This is a genomic window from Roseivirga ehrenbergii (assembly GCF_001593005.1).
GTDB classification, from domain to species: Bacteria; Bacteroidota; Bacteroidia; order Cytophagales; family Cyclobacteriaceae; genus Roseivirga; species Roseivirga ehrenbergii.
Map to the genome: position 1 here is coordinate 152,242 of NZ_LQZQ01000002.1, position 14,481 is coordinate 166,722.

The window sequence follows — 14,481 nt, forward strand, 5'->3', positions numbered from 1 at the left end:
TTGAAATGCAACGCAGACTCCTTTTAGGACATCCACAACTGGCCATCACTATCGGCCGACTCTGTCAGGAACTGATAGAAAATCACCAGAATTTTGATAATACCGTAATCTTAGGCCTTCAGCCTAGAGGCATTTTCTTTGCCGAACGTATTAAAGAACGACTTCTAGAAATTACAGGCACAGAAATCGAACTCGGTTATTTAGATTCTACCTTTTATCGTGATGACTTCAGAAGAAGGGATTCTCCAAAACGTGCTAACGAAACCAAAATCGACTTTCTGATTGAGGGCAAAAAGGTAATTCTGATTGACGATGTGTTTTACACAGGCCGTTCTATCAGAGCCGCAATGGATGCCATGATTGCTTATGGTCGTCCGGCCAAAGTAGAGTTACTTGTTTTGGTAGAAAGAAAATACTCAAGGCATGTACCTATTAAGCCCGATTATGTAGGCAGACAGGTAAATACGCTTGATTCGCACAAGGTTTTGGTGGAATGGAAAGGTCAGGGCGTTGATGACGACAACATTTGGTTAATGACTAACGAAGAAGAATAATGCAGGAACAGTTAAGTGTCAAACATCTTTTGGGAATCAAGGATTTAACGCCTGGAGATATTGAACTTATTTTTGAAACTGCCGATGAGTTTAAAGACGTCATCAACAGACCCATCAAAAAAGTACCTTCCTTGCGTGATGTAACTGTCGCCAACGTATTCTTCGAAAACTCAACCCGCACTAAGCTGTCATTTGAATTGGCAGAAAAAAGGCTTTCAGCCGATATAATAAACTTTTCTTCGAGCAATAGCTCAGTAAAAAAAGGAGAAACCCTGCTTGATACGGTGAACAATATTTTGTCTATGAAAGTAGACATGATTGTAATGCGACATGCCAGCCCTGGCGCACCGCATTTTCTTTCAAAACACATTAAAGCCAACATTGTAAACGCTGGCGATGGCACCCACGAACACCCAACACAGGCTTTACTCGATACTTTCTCCATTCGACAGAGACTAGGCGGAGTGGCAGGAAAAAAAGTAGCCATCATTGGAGATATTCTTCACTCAAGAGTTGCCCTATCAAACATCTTTGCGCTTCAAAAATTAGGGGCCGAAGTAATGGTTTGTGGGCCAATAACGTTACTTCCAAAACACATAGCCACGCTTGGAGTGAAGGTAGAACTGAACGTAAGAAAAGCACTAGAATGGTGCGATGTAGCCAACGTGTTGAGAATTCAGCTGGAGCGCCAACAGATTAAGTATTTCCCTTCGCTGCGCGAATATTCACTTTACTACGGCATCAATAAAAAGCTTTTAGATTCGCTCAATAAAGAGATAGTAATCATGCACCCTGGGCCTATTAATCGCGGGGTAGAACTGAGCAGTGATGTGGCAGATTCCGATCACGCCATCATCTTAGATCAGGTAGAAAATGGAGTGGCCATAAGAATGGCCGTGTTGTACTTACTCGCTTCGCTCTCAAAAAATTAAAATCATGAAGAAATTTTTCAAAATCATGATCATTGGCCTTTTGCTAGTGATTGCAGCATTCTATTTCTTAGTATTGCCATACACGGTAAAACTAATTACAGATTATGACCGCTATACTTTTGATTATGTATTAAGCGACACCGCCATGATTACCAAATTTGGTATTGGCGAAAATCGTGACCCTGCGGATTACGGCTACCCTAATTTTAAAGAAGTTGATTTTCAAACTTTGGCCGATGGTATCAACCTAAACGGCTGGTATGTTCCTGCTTCAAAAGAAGGCATTACAAAAACTTTGATGATCAATCATGGGCGTACGTCTAACCGACTAAAAACCATGAAGTACTTGGCTCTAGTGAAAGAAACAGGCCTTGACTCACGGTACAATGTTTTCATTCCTGATTTACGAAACTCAGGAAAATCAGATGATGCGGAAACAGCCTTGGGTTATGAGTTTGCCGAAGACATTACTGGCGCTATGAAAATGCTGAAAGACAATTACGGCCAAAACGAATTTGTGCTTTGGGGTTTTTCAATGGGCGCAATGGCGAGTGCCATTACTGTAAACCGACCAGACTTAGTTGAATTCGCCCAAAATGAAGGCTTAAAAGTAGACAAGCTAATCCTCGATAGCCCTTTGAGTAATATTTATGCTACCACCAAAGCAGAAAGCGAAAACATGGGAATTCCAGGCTTCATCTTCGACATGTCCTTCAATAAGTTCGATCACGTAATTGACGACTGGGGAGACAATATGAAATTTTCTTACCTGTTAAATCACAATCCACTACCTACACTGATTCTTTATGGCAATGGAGACTCTACTACGCCTGCTTCAATTTTGGAAGATGAAATAATGGGTCTCAACAATGTACGTGCTGAACTTTTCGAAGGTGCAGACCACGTGCAACTCTATACTCGCCCAGAATACAAAGACCGATACACCCAAGCGGTGAATAATTTCTTGAGAAAGTGATTCAAATTGTAAGCTGAAATAGTGAGTTTAACTTTTATTGGTTTAGTTAAATGTTGTTACTTGTATATTTCTCACTTCTCTACTTCTTTTTATTTTTTCGATTTGGTTTTTTCATCCAAAAAAGGAGAAGGGAGTTCTTAAGACTCCTTACTTTTCTTAGGCAAAAAGGTGAATTATCAGATCAAGAGTACCTCGCTTTTAAGAAAGATCATAATGGACCTTTAAGGATGTTGAGCATCTTGTTTTTGCCTACAATTGAAATAAATGACTCTGCCGATTCAAATTATTATAGGTCCTTTTTAGAAAGGTCTAATAGAGTTTTAAGGCTCTATTTGGTGACTCTAATCTTTGGTATTGTTCTACTGTTTTTGATATCCTATTTATTCCCTGAATAGGTAATACATCCTTTAAACCCTGGATATAAACGTTGAATCCGGACATATTTCGATTGTGATTACAAGTGTTTTTTTTATTAATTTAGTTAAATTACCAAGAATAAAAATACTAAACAATGACCCTAACACTCATAGCTATTACAATACTAGTAACTGCAACTGCAATTATAACAATTCTCAAAAAAGGACTTAATGAAATCATTATGGGCCTAAAAGCAATTGAGGAGCAGTTAAAAAGAGCTAACGAAAACAAATAACCTCACTGAAAGTTGGACAGAGATCTTATTTAATATGTCACCCCTAGTTTTGAAGAGCCTGCCGCAGTAAGAGCCACTCTCATTCTTAACAAAGGTTTAAAAACGGGGTTTAGGATTGAGCAATAGAAATCGTAATTTTGTCAAAACTTTTAAAAAATGAAGTATTACAATTCGATCATTGAAACCATTGGCGATACGCCTCTTGTAAAGTTAAACTCCGTAACCAAGGGTATTCCGGGCACCATTTTGGCCAAAGTAGAATATTTCAACCCAGGGAATTCTATGAAAGATAGAATGGCGGTCAAGATGATTGAAGATGCCGAAAAAGCTGGCTTAATTAAGCCAGGAGGAACAATTATAGAAGGTACTTCTGGTAACACAGGAATGGGTTTGGCCTTAGCTGCCATTGCCAAAGGTTACAAATGCATTTTCACTTTAGCCGATAAGCAGTCGCAAGAGAAGATGGACATTTTGAAGGCAGTAGGTGCCGAAGTAATTGTTTGCCCTACTAACGTTTCGCCAGATGACCCTCGCTCCTACTATTCAGTAGCCAAAAAATTAAACGCTGATATACCAAATTCATACTATCCAAACCAGTACGACAACATGTCGAATTCTGCGGCTCATTACGAAACTACTGGCCCAGAAATTTGGAGAGATACTGAAGGTAAAATCACTCACTATGCGGCTGGTGTTGGCACTGGCGGTTCAATGTGTGGTACTTCAAAATACTTGAAAGAACAGAATGCAGATGTGGTAACAGTAGGAATTGACACTTACGGTTCGGTATTCAAAAAATATAAAGAGACAGGTGTTTTCGATGAAAAAGAGATCTACTCTTACTTAACGGAAGGTATTGGTGAAGATATTCTACCGAAAAACGTAAACTTCGATCTGATCGATCACTTTGTGAAAGTAACAGATAAAGACGGGGCAATCATGACCCGTAGACTGTCGCGCGAAGAAGGACTGTTCTGCGGTTGGTCTTGTGGTTCGGCAGTTGCCGGAGCCTTAGAGTGGGCCAAAGAAAACATGAAAGAGGACGATGTAATGGTTATTATTTTGCCTGATCATGGTACTCGCTACTTGGGCAAAGTATACAATGATGACTGGATGAAGGCACGTGGTTTTATTGAAAACCGTGCATTCGAAACCGCTGCCGATATAATGAGCCACCAAAATGGAAATGGTAAACTGACGACTATTGCTCAAACGGCTACCGTTGCCGAGGCCATTAAATTGATGACCTCCAAAGGAATTTCTCAGTTGCCAGTGGTTAATGGCGATGAGTTTGTTGGAAGCTTGGTTGATTCTAAGCTTTTAGCACACATGATTGATGATGCTGACGTAAAAGGCAAATCAGTTTCTGAAATAATGGACAAGCCTTTCCAGTTCGTTTCGCCTGATAATACTTTAGATGTGTTGTCTTCAGTAATTACCAAAGATAACCCAGCGGTAATGATTAGAGATAAAGCCAACGAAGTACACATCATCACAAGACACGATTTGCTACAAGCCATGGCGAGTAATTAGGATTCATTCCACGATTCAAAAAATGAGACCGACTTAGAAATGTTCTGAGTCGGTCTTTTTGTTTCATCTTAGTAGGGTGAAAAAATAAATTTAATAAGCCACAATAAAAATAATCCTAAAGGGTTTCTCTATTATATGGTATGGCAGATACTGTATGTTTTGGTTGAAGAAAGGGATTGTCAGAAAGGCGATCCCTTTTAATTTTTATTACCCCATTTTCATAATTTAAACCGCACAAACCCCTCTCATTGAATACTTAACAATAGCTTTATGAGTTCAAATTTGGTAGAATGTATTCTATCATCAATCTTTAACCAACCATAATTCGAATCACCATGCCTAAAGGATTTCTAATAGACCAAGACGGAGTTATTTATGTTGAGAACAGATTGATTCCGGGTGCTGACAAATTCGTAGAGTTACTTCAAAAAGAAAATATTCCCTTCACTTTTATGACTAATAACAGTCAGCGAAGCCCTTTGGATGCCGTACGAAAATTAGAAAAACTTGGTATTCATGTTGAAGAAAAGAATGTATACACCAGCGCCATGGCTACCGCTCATTTTATGGGGCAGCAATTCCCGAACGGAACTGCCTATGTGTTAGGAGAAGGTGGTTTGATTTCGAGTTTACATGAACATGGTTTTACCTTGGTTCAAAATGACCCTGACTTTGTGGTAGTAGGTGAAGGCATCAACTTCACTTTAGAAATGGTGAGAAAGGCGATTGATTTTATCCTTGGTGGTTCCAAATTCATTGCTACAAATCTGGACCCCTCGCCTAGAAAAACGGGTTGGAACAATTTAGGCATTGCTAGTATTGTGGCCATGATTGAAGCGGCAACAGGAAAAGTAGCCTTTACCGTAGGCAAACCTAGTCCGGTAATGATGCGGCAAGCCAGAAAGCACATTGGCTTGGCTACAGACGAAGTCACCGTAATTGGTGACACGCTAGCTACCGATATTCAAGGCGGAGTACAAGTGGGTTATAACACTATTCTTACCTTGTCAGGAATGTCAAAAAAAGAGGACTTAAACGATTTCCCGTTTAAGCCCGATATGGTTGTTAATTCGATTGCGGATATAAAACTGCCACTTCCGTGGTGGAAATAGATCTTATGTAATCTATTCCGGCATAATCATCAAGGGCATCGGAATGTCCATCACCAATCGTTTGGTTTCACTTCCACGTGCAATTCTATCTATAAAACTATGATGGCGTGAAATCATAACGAGTAAGTCGATATTTTCTTCCTTGGAGAATGCCAATAAACCATCTTCCACATCGTAGTCTCTTTTGAAGTGAAAAGAGTGATTTACCTTTTTCAAATATTTCTCTAAGCTTTTAGCGATTTCAATTTCATCATGCTCCAAGTCTTTATCTTGATCGATATGAATAACAGATAAATGAGCGAAAAATGCCTTCGTTAATGCAATTACAGGTTCAATGGAATGGGCAGCAGGGCTGTGTTTATAATCACCGGACATTGCAATTTTCTTCATTTTAGTAATGTCCGCATCTTCAGGTAGTGCTATAACAGGACATTCCACATTTTTAATCACCGTATAGGCATTGCTTCCCATAAATACTTTTTTAAGCCCAGAAGCCCCATGAGTTCCCATAATCACATAAGCTACATCATGTTTTTCAAGAACATCGGTTAAGGCGCTCAAGAGTAAGCCTGCGGTTATTTCAGTGCTATACTTTACACGGTCGAGCTCAGGTGTTTTCTTAATAAAATTGGCCATACTCGACTCAGACGCCTCTTGCAAATCATCTATCATTGAGCCTACTATTAACGGAGTGCCATCTGTAGTAGCCACAGGCAGCATAAAGGAATGAAGTAAAACCAATTCCATATTCATGCGTTCGGCTACCATTATGGCATTTTTTAACGCATTTCGAGAGCAATCAGAGAAATCTATTGGAACAATAATCTTTTTCATAATAATGTTTTTTATAGTTAACACGCTAAGTATTAAATCGTTTTATAAATCTAGAGTTGATGACTGATATGAAAATACAGACCTTCTAGATTCTATATCCAAGGTATGTTGGTATCTTTAACTTTGGCCTGACAGGCATCAGTAAGAAATATGATTCTCGTCATTATTTTAGAAACGCATGGAGATTCCCTTCTTAGACCTTAAGCGACAATACCTTTCCATAAAACCAGAGGTTGATGCTGCGATTCAATCGGTAATTGACGAACATCGCTTTATTGGTGGAGAAGTAGTTTCAAGTTTTGAAAAAGCCTTTGCCAAAGCCCACAAAGTGAAGTATTGCATTGGGCTAGGAAATGCCACCGATGCGCTTTTTGTGATTTTGAAATCTTTGGGAATAGGAAATGGAGATGAAGTGATTGTTCCAGCCCATGGTTGGCTCTCCGCTGCCGAAATGGTTTCACTCAGCGGTGCCACACCCGTCTTTGCCGATGTTGAAATGAAGCGTTTTGGCTTAGACCCCATAAGTGTAGAAGAGAAAATTACCGCGCGAACGAAAGCCATTATCCCCATTCATTTGTATGGACAAATCTGCGAGATTGAAGCTTTGGCCGAACTCGCAAAAAAGCATAACCTGTACTTGATAGAAGATGCCGCCCAAGCGCACTTTGCAGAAAAGGACGGAAAAATGCCAGGCAGTTGGGGCATTGCTTCGGCCTTCAGTTTTTACCCCAGTAAAATCCTCGGGGCCTTTGGCGATGGCGGTGCAATACTCACCAATGATGATATTTTCGCAAACCAGTGCCGAATGTTTGCCAATCATGGCGGTCTATCCAAGAACGACCATCAGGTAAAAGGCATTAACAGCAGACTTGATACACTTCAGGCCGCTGTGCTCAATGTCAAACTGAAATATGTTGGGGAATGGATTGAAGCCCGAAACCGAATTGCTAAAAGGTATTCAGAGGCATTCGCAGCTATTGAGGGAATCATTACACCAGCAGTAAATGAAACTGAGACGCACAACTTTCATATTTACTGTATTCGTACTAAAAGAAGAGATGCGCTAAAAGCACATTTGCAGAATGCCGGAATTTCAACTGAAATTCACTACCCATTGGCCAGTCCATTGACTCCGGCCTTTAATTCGAATGACTGGCTTGAAAATTTCCCTAATAGTTCTCAGCTTCAAAACGAAGTGCTTTCAATGCCCATTTATCCAGAATTAACAGAAGCTGAAATAGGGTATATTATTGAAAAGGTAAAGGAATTCAAACAGTAAGAATACCCCGTTATTTAGGTCGTCAACTGATTAATTATCTAATAATAACTGTTTTATAGTTTTCTATCCTGATCCCGAAGTTTCGGGAGAAGGAACTATATTTAAACTCTAGACCCTTCGTAAACTCAGGGAAAGAAGTCCGAGGTTTCAGAATCATAGGTACATTAGTTTTATAAAAAAGGATGCCGTTTCGGACATCCTCGTTAATTTCTAAAACTCCATCGGTACTTCAATCACCAGCACTTCAGCATAAGACTTTGCCTTAATTTCGAAGCTGTTAGTTTCGGTAACCGCCACGGCATCTCGTGTATCTAGCTTTTCATTGGCGGCAATAAGCTCCCCGTTCAAAACAAAAACATAAACTCCATTTCCTGGGTGTTTTACTTCATAGGTCAGTTTTGTACCTGCATCTAAATTGGCCAAATTGAATTCCGCATCTTGGTTAATCCAAAGCGCATCGCCTCCGTTTGGAGAAACCACCGTTTGAAATTTGTTCATGCGGTCTTCAGCCAAATAAGTTTTCTGCTCATACCTCGGCTCAATGTTTCTTTCCTTCGGGAAAACCCAAATCTGAAGAAAATGAACAGCCTCATCTTTATTGTGATTGAATTCTGAATGTTGAATTCCTGTTCCGGCCGACATGATTTGAACATCACCTTGGCGGATTACCTCATTGCGGCCCGTGCTGTCTTTGTGTTCCAAATCACCTTGAAGGGGAATCGAAACAATCTCCATGTTATCGTGAGGATGAGTACCAAAACCCTGACCTCCATCTACTTCGTCATCATTCAGCACCCTAAGTGCTCCAAAGTGAACGCGCTCAGGATTGTGATAACCTGCAAAACTAAAAGTATGACGGCTTTTTAACCAGCCATGGTCTGCTGAACCTCTTGATTCTGATGTATGTACAACGGTTTTCATAATGAATTTCCTCTCTTGTTTAAAATGTATGTATGTACATATATTAAACTCGCTTTGCTTTAAATCAGTTCCCAATTTCGTTTTTAAAAATAGAAAGTCAAGAATTGTATTGGTCGGGTGGAGCACCTTTAAGGAAACGACTTTTTCCATGTTGGGTGATATGAAAAAATGAGCTGCCTTAATTAAAACAGCTCATCTTTTGTGTTAACACAGTACGTACTAAAATTTTAGCTCCCAGTACTTTGTTCAATCTTGGTTATAATATGCGTGCTAGGGTTGTAACGAACAACAATAACAGCCTCACTCAGTCCAAACCTCAAAACGATAGCACCATGATGGTTTATTCGATTCGCATAAGAGATTGGAAAAGTAGACTGTAATGTGCTTATGTTTTCACCTGGTTTTATATAAACTAAATGTCCTACTTTACCGATGTAAAAATTGCTGTTAAAAATTTCAATAAGCCTTAGTTTGCTGTTTTCAAATGTGAAAGTAGCATCAGTGCCATACTTATATACGTTAACATTCACATCACTCATCTCCCAGTATTCAGTACTGGTGCTAGAATACTGACCAAAAGCCGTAACCATGTCTTGTACGGTACTGCCATAAGTTATATTATTGGTCATTGCCAACCCAGTTTTTCTGATTATTACATGGGTTGGGTCTATTACATCATAAGTATCGACCTGAGCAAATGCTTGAAAAGTTGATGTAAGTATGAATAAAATGATAATTATATTTTTCACGGTTGCTTTTTAATTGTTACTGTTCGGGAGCTTTCTTCTTAACACGGACAAGTTTATGTGGTTCTAATTTCGTTTTTAAAAGTAGAAAGTTAAGAATTGTATTGGTCGGGTGGAGCACCTTTATAGAAACGAATTTCAGAATAAAGGAACTAAAGTGTCAATCGAGGCCTTCCTCTTATTAATATTTTTAATTTTGTCCGTGAACGAACAGGTGAGGCCGAACATCAAAGTGGTAATACCCGCATACAACGAAGAGCGATCTATCGCGCATGTAATTGCTGATATTCCAAAAGACTGGGTGAAGGAAATTATTGTGGTGAACAACGGTTCTACTGACAACACTGCCGAAGTTGCTGAAAACGCTGGGGCTACGGTGCTTCATCAACCCAAGGCGGGTTATGGAAACGCCTGCTTAATGGGCATTGAATACTTAAAAGACCCAAGCAAAAGCCCCGATATTCTAGTGTTTATGGATGGCGATTATTCCGACTATCCACAGCAATTGCCAGAAGTAGCAGGGCCCATTGTAAAAGGTGACGCAGATTTCGTAATTGGTTCAAGGGCTTTGGGAAATCGTGAAGGAGGTTCAATGACCTTTCCACAAATATTTGGAAATTGGCTGGCCACTTCGATGATGAAATGGTTTTATAAAGTTAATTATACCGACCTTGGCCCTTTCCGTGCTATCGCTTTTCCTCAACTCGTAGCGCTCGACATGAAGGACAAAACCTACGGTTGGACGGTAGAAATGCAGTTGAAAGCCGCAAAACAGAAATTACGAATAACAGAAGTGCCCGTAAACTATAAAAAGCGAATTGGGGTTAGCAAGGTGTCCGGAACGGTGAAAGGCACCGTAATGGCTGGCTACAAGATTATCTTTACCATATTTAAATACCTATAAATGTATTGGCTAGAGCTGATCATATTAACATTATACACTGGAGCGCTGTCGTTTATTTTCGTCTATAGCATTTCACAACTGAACCTTGTTTACAAATACCGCAAGGCGAAAAGAAAGAACTTACTTCCGCAAATCCCCGAAATTCCAGCCGATTATAACCACCCTGTAGTTACTGTACAGTTACCGGTTTACAACGAATTGTATGTAGTGGAAAGGCTCATCGATGCGGTGGCTTCACTCGATTGGCCGAAAGACAAACTGGAAATTCAAGTGCTGGACGATTCGAATGATGAGACCCTTGATTTGATCGCTGCAAAAGTAGCCGAATGGCAAGTCAAAGGAATTGACATTACCCAAGTGAGAAGACCCGAACGAAAAGGCTTCAAAGCAGGGGCTTTGCAATACGGAATGAAGATTGCCAAAGGGGAATTCATCGCCATTTTTGATGCGGATTTTGTTCCCGAAAAAGACTTCTTAAAAAATACGGTTCCGCACTTTGCGCATGATGGGAAAATTGGAGTGGTCCAAAGCCGTTGGGGGCACATCAACGAGAATTACTCTATGCTCACCAAGCTTCAGGCCTTTGGACTGAACACGCATTTCTTCGTGGAACAAAACGGACGTTCAAGCGGAGGTCACTTCCTTAACTTTAACGGAACCGCTGGCGTTTGGCGAAAAAGCTGCATCAATGATGCTGGGGGCTGGAAAGCCGATACACTTACTGAAGACTTAGATTTGAGTTACCGCGCTCAGCTCAAAGGCTGGCAAATTTTTTATGTATCGAACACGGTGGCTCCTGCAGAACTTCCTGCGGCCATGGGTGCTATTAAATCGCAACAATACCGCTGGACAAAAGGGGCGGCTGAAACCAGTAAAAAGCTCCTTCCTCAAGTTTTAAGATCAAACCTTTCTTTCGGAACGAAATTTCATGCGGCTTTTCATTTACTGAACTCCGCCATTTTTATCTGCATTGTGGTTACGGCCATGCTAAGTATACCCGTTTTGTTCATTCGTAATCTATCGACAGGTTGGGTAACGCTGTTGAATATTTCTAGCATTTTCTTACTGGGCTATATCTTTCTGATCATCTTCTATTGGAATGGTTTTAAAGAAAAGCGTGAAGGTTTCTGGAAAACGCTAAAGGAATTTGTACCACAGATGTTTATGCTGCTTTCCGTATTTCTAGGCTTGAGCATTCACAATGCTGTGGCTGTTTTTGAAGGTTGGATTGGGAAGAAAACTCCATTCGTTCGTACGCCAAAATTCAACATTAAAAGCAAAAAGGAAGGCTGGAAAGGCAACAAATACTTCGTTAAGAAAATCAATCCGCTTACCGTTGTAGAAGGGCTGCTTTCGCTCTATTTTATGGCAGGTCTGGGCTTGGCCTTTTACTTTCAAGATTTTGCTTTACTCCCTTTTCATATTTTGCTTAGCTTAGGCTTTCTGTTGGTATTCTATTATACCGTGCAGCATACGCGAAATGCTTGAAAATAATAACCGCCTTTCATTTGCCTACATTCTATATGCCCTGCTCATTATTGTGGCGGGCTATTACTTAGATCGTGCGCTGACCATTCCTTTGCTATCGTCTTTTATATTGATGGCCGTGGCCATGATTTACATTATGCGCTGCACGCAAGAAAAAGAAGCGGATTTGCCCTTTTACTGGGCCATGTTGCTAAGGCTGCTTTTGCTCTTTTCCATTCCTGGTTTGTCCGATGATGTATACCGCTTTATTTGGGATGGCCGATTGCTGACTCAAATGGTCGATCCATACAAGGAACTGCCTACCACATATTTGGTGCAGGGTGTCGAAGGCATCAACATCCAATTATTTTCTCAGCTCAATTCGCCAGAGTATTTCTCGGTGTATCCGCCTTTTAATCAGGTGTTTTTCTTCTTGTCGGCTTTGCTTAGTCCGGGATCCGAATTTTGGTCCATTGTGATTTTACGCGTGATTATTCTGGCCTTCGAGTTTGGCAATATTCGTTTGATCAGAAAGCTATTGCGTCATTATGGTTTGCCAGACAGGTATGGCCTTTTCTATGCGCTTAATCCCATGGTAATCTTGGAACTGACAGGCAATCTGCATTTCGAAGCCATTATGATTTTCTTCCTGCTTTTGGCCTTGTGGAATTACGAACAGAAGAATCTTCATCAGTCGGCCATTTGGTTTGGGCTTTCGGTGGCTACTAAGTTTTTACCGCTGATTTTCCTTCCCTTGCTTATCCGTAAAATCGGCTTTAAGAAAACGATGATCTACGGCCTCATTGTAGCTGGAGTGCTCGTTATTTCTTTTCTACCATTGATCAATACGGCTCATATTTGGGCGATAAAAGACAGTTTAGAGCTCTATTTCCAGAAATTCGAATTCAATGCCAGCATCTATTATTTGACCCGTTGGTATGGTTTTGAAACCGAGGGACACAACATTATAGCGCAATCAGGAAAATGGATGATGGCGGCCACTTTTATTGGCATTGTGTTGTATTCGCTTTTGCCGTCAAAAAAAGAACTGCCTGTACGAATGCTCTGGGTTTGGACGATCTATTTGCTCTTCGCTACTACGGTTCATCCGTGGTATGCCATTCCTTTGCTGGCCATTAGTGTGTTTACCGAAAAACGATTTGCATTCATATGGACCTTGCTCATTTTCTTTACCTACGCCAACTACCTTGGTGGTGAATATTTTGAATGGATTGAAATCGTGATTATCGAATACAGCTTGGGGGCAATTTTTGCGATTTACGAATCTACAGGCCGCTCATTGCAAAGGTGGTTTTTTTGACGCTGAGGATTACTAAATTGGCATCAATGTTCAGGCACCTTTCCCTTATTTTCGTTTTTCTTATGTTTGGTTTCTTGGCCAATGGTCAGGAAGGTTTTAGGGTGATTCTGTCTTCTGGAAAAAACTACAAAAAGACTGAAAAGGGATATTTTGAGTTGAAAAACGGAACGCCTCTGAGCAAAAAAGATCAAATAGAAGTGCTCCCCAACGGCTTGGTCATTTTAATGGATAGCGAAGGAAGGTTATTAGAAATTGAATTGGAAGGCCAGTATAATATGGCCACGCTCGATCTTAAAGAACTCTATCCTCCTTCAGAATTGATTTATACCGAGTGGGAAAAATTCTATAACCCAAAACGGAATTTAGAAGCTTGGCCACCCAACGATTACGCCAAAGAACCCTCCAATTTTGTGGATCTCCACCTAAATTTTCCTTCTTCTACGGAAGTCTATGGAAGGTATATCCAACTGGAATGGGCTGAAATTCACGATCAATATCAAGTAAGATTTTGGAACGAATATGATCAGGTTTTCGAAACGTATGATGTCAATTCCACTGATTTCACCATTGACCTTTTGAGCAATAGCTTGGCATTTAAAGACATATTTGGGGTGGAAGTTTTTGCCAAGAATAGTAAACGATCTACGGGCGTTTATTTTCTAGATAAGCTCTCTCCTCCAGACAAGGAATTGCTCGATCAAGCACTACATACTTTTCCTGAAGAAGGCACTATGCTGACCGATTTGACCAAGGCCATAATGCTTGAAAACCGAGGCTTATTTGCCGATGCTGCTACAGCCTATCAAAATCTCATTAAGCAATACGGTGACTTGATGATTCCCTTCTATCAATCTTATTTAGATCGGTTTGGGTACTAAGCTATTTCAGGGATAGACAGGTGCTTTCGTTAATTTATGCAGGTCTGACCTTCGGTACCGACCTGAGAGTGGCTCTTCTGTAATCGGTCGGTACCGAAGCTCATACCGTACCCTAAAAGAAGATTGAGATTGCTTAACGTATTCTATAATTCATAGATGAAATTCTCGATAAGCTACCACAACCCTTAAAAGATTCAGGTGCAAAAAAATGGGAAAACTTTCGCTTTCGTCTTTGCGAGGAATTAAACCTGTGACAACAGGGTTTAATGACGCGGCAATCTCTATGTACAGAATAGCCGCAATTATGAATAGTGAGATTGCTTCGTCACCTTTCTTTGCTAGCGCAAGAAAGGTTTCTCGCAATGACTTAGA

General features: G+C 40.4%; 14 protein-coding genes. 11 read left to right on the forward strand and 3 right to left on the reverse strand.

Going from position 1 to position 14,481, the window contains the following annotated elements:
• Window positions 1-5: 5 nt before the first annotated feature.
• From pyrR to MB14_RS02685, 6 genes are all read left to right on the forward strand, one after another.
• Window positions 6-554 carry a bifunctional pyr operon transcriptional regulator/uracil phosphoribosyltransferase PyrR gene (gene pyrR, locus MB14_RS02660; RefSeq protein ID WP_062588433.1) on the forward strand — a complete coding sequence of 183 codons (549 nt, stop codon included), beginning with the start codon at window positions 6-8 and terminating at the stop codon, window positions 552-554.
• Entirely contained in the window at window positions 554-1,486 is a 933-nt protein-coding gene (locus MB14_RS02665) for an aspartate carbamoyltransferase catalytic subunit (protein ID WP_062588436.1), read from the forward strand. Before pyrR ends, MB14_RS02665 begins: the two co-directional genes overlap by 1 nt.
• Window positions 1,487-1,490: 4 nt before the next feature.
• Window positions 1,491-2,462, forward strand: a complete 972-nt coding sequence (locus MB14_RS02670) for an alpha/beta hydrolase (protein ID WP_062588438.1) — start codon at window positions 1,491-1,493, stop codon at window positions 2,460-2,462.
• Window positions 2,463-2,973: 511 nt separating this feature from the next.
• On the forward strand, window positions 2,974-3,114 hold the full coding sequence (locus MB14_RS18900; RefSeq protein WP_157716534.1) for a hypothetical protein: 141 nt from the start codon (window positions 2,974-2,976) through the stop codon (window positions 3,112-3,114).
• A gap of 156 nt (window positions 3,115-3,270) precedes the next feature.
• Window positions 3,271-4,647, forward strand: a complete 1,377-nt coding sequence (locus MB14_RS02680; protein WP_062588443.1) for a pyridoxal-phosphate dependent enzyme — start codon at window positions 3,271-3,273, stop codon at window positions 4,645-4,647.
• Between the two features lie 335 nt (window positions 4,648-4,982).
• Window positions 4,983-5,759, forward strand: coding sequence for an HAD-IIA family hydrolase (locus MB14_RS02685; protein ID WP_062588445.1), 777 nt, complete (start codon window positions 4,983-4,985; stop codon window positions 5,757-5,759).
• A gap of 12 nt (window positions 5,760-5,771) precedes the next feature.
• Here MB14_RS02685 and MB14_RS02690 read toward each other — a convergent pair whose 3' ends face one another.
• Window positions 5,772-6,593, reverse strand: a complete 822-nt coding sequence (locus MB14_RS02690; RefSeq protein WP_062588447.1) for a universal stress protein — start codon at window positions 6,591-6,593, stop codon at window positions 5,772-5,774.
• Between the two features lie 178 nt (window positions 6,594-6,771).
• Between MB14_RS02690 and MB14_RS02695 the strand changes: the two genes are divergently transcribed.
• Window positions 6,772-7,872: a DegT/DnrJ/EryC1/StrS family aminotransferase gene (locus tag MB14_RS02695; protein ID WP_062588450.1), complete on the forward strand. Its 1,101-nt coding sequence runs from the start codon at window positions 6,772-6,774 to the stop codon at window positions 7,870-7,872.
• 210 nt (window positions 7,873-8,082) lie between these two features.
• Here MB14_RS02695 and MB14_RS02700 read toward each other — a convergent pair whose 3' ends face one another.
• Both MB14_RS02700 and MB14_RS02705 read right to left on the reverse strand, forming a co-directional pair.
• A complete protein-coding gene (locus tag MB14_RS02700; RefSeq protein WP_062589013.1) occupies window positions 8,083-8,793 on the reverse strand; it encodes a pirin family protein in 711 nt (236 codons plus the stop codon).
• Window positions 8,794-9,020: 227 nt separating this feature from the next.
• Entirely contained in the window at window positions 9,021-9,542 is a 522-nt protein-coding gene (locus MB14_RS02705; RefSeq protein WP_062588452.1) for a hypothetical protein, read from the reverse strand.
• 199 nt (window positions 9,543-9,741) lie between these two features.
• Between MB14_RS02705 and MB14_RS02710 the strand changes: the two genes are divergently transcribed.
• Genes MB14_RS02710 through MB14_RS02725 form a run of 4 tightly spaced genes read left to right on the forward strand, consistent with a single transcriptional unit; the run spans window position 9,742 to window position 14,109 of the window.
• Window positions 9,742-10,443, forward strand: coding sequence for a glycosyltransferase family 2 protein (locus MB14_RS02710; RefSeq protein ID WP_246032604.1), 702 nt, complete (start codon window positions 9,742-9,744; stop codon window positions 10,441-10,443).
• Window positions 10,444-11,931, forward strand: a complete 1,488-nt coding sequence (locus MB14_RS02715; protein WP_062588454.1) for a cellulose synthase family protein — start codon at window positions 10,444-10,446, stop codon at window positions 11,929-11,931. It begins immediately after the preceding gene.
• Window positions 11,924-13,231 (forward strand): MptA/MptB family glycosyltransferase, encoded by a 1,308-nt coding sequence (locus MB14_RS02720; protein ID WP_062588456.1) that lies wholly within the window; start codon window positions 11,924-11,926, stop codon window positions 13,229-13,231. The genes MB14_RS02715 and MB14_RS02720 overlap by 8 nt, the downstream gene beginning before the upstream one ends.
• 26 nt (window positions 13,232-13,257) lie before the next feature.
• Window positions 13,258-14,109, forward strand: coding sequence for a hypothetical protein (locus tag MB14_RS02725; protein ID WP_062588458.1), 852 nt, complete (start codon window positions 13,258-13,260; stop codon window positions 14,107-14,109).
• The last annotated feature ends 372 nt before the right edge of the window (window positions 14,110-14,481 follow it).

What these genes read in the sequence shown, in the direction of transcription:
- pyrR (WP_062588433.1), top strand. Translation starts at nt 6, where the DNA reads ATGCAACGCAGACTCCTTTTAGGACATCCACAACTGGCCATCACTATC.
- MB14_RS02665 (WP_062588436.1), top strand. Translation starts at nt 554, where the DNA reads ATGCAGGAACAGTTAAGTGTCAAACATCTTTTGGGAATCAAGGATTTA.
- MB14_RS02670 (WP_062588438.1), top strand. Translation starts at nt 1,491, where the DNA reads ATGAAGAAATTTTTCAAAATCATGATCATTGGCCTTTTGCTAGTGATT.
- MB14_RS18900 (WP_157716534.1), top strand. Translation starts at nt 2,974, where the DNA reads ATGACCCTAACACTCATAGCTATTACAATACTAGTAACTGCAACTGCA.
- MB14_RS02680 (WP_062588443.1), top strand. Translation starts at nt 3,271, where the DNA reads ATGAAGTATTACAATTCGATCATTGAAACCATTGGCGATACGCCTCTT.
- MB14_RS02685 (WP_062588445.1), top strand. Translation starts at nt 4,983, where the DNA reads ATGCCTAAAGGATTTCTAATAGACCAAGACGGAGTTATTTATGTTGAG.
- MB14_RS02690 (WP_062588447.1), bottom strand. Translation starts at nt 6,593, where the DNA reads ATGAAAAAGATTATTGTTCCAATAGATTTCTCTGATTGCTCTCGAAAT.
- MB14_RS02695 (WP_062588450.1), top strand. Translation starts at nt 6,772, where the DNA reads ATGGAGATTCCCTTCTTAGACCTTAAGCGACAATACCTTTCCATAAAA.
- MB14_RS02700 (WP_062589013.1), bottom strand. Translation starts at nt 8,793, where the DNA reads ATGAAAACCGTTGTACATACATCAGAATCAAGAGGTTCAGCAGACCAT.
- MB14_RS02715 (WP_062588454.1), top strand. Translation starts at nt 10,444, where the DNA reads ATGTATTGGCTAGAGCTGATCATATTAACATTATACACTGGAGCGCTG.
- MB14_RS02720 (WP_062588456.1), top strand. Translation starts at nt 11,924, where the DNA reads ATGCTTGAAAATAATAACCGCCTTTCATTTGCCTACATTCTATATGCC.
- MB14_RS02725 (WP_062588458.1), top strand. Translation starts at nt 13,258, where the DNA reads ATGTTCAGGCACCTTTCCCTTATTTTCGTTTTTCTTATGTTTGGTTTC.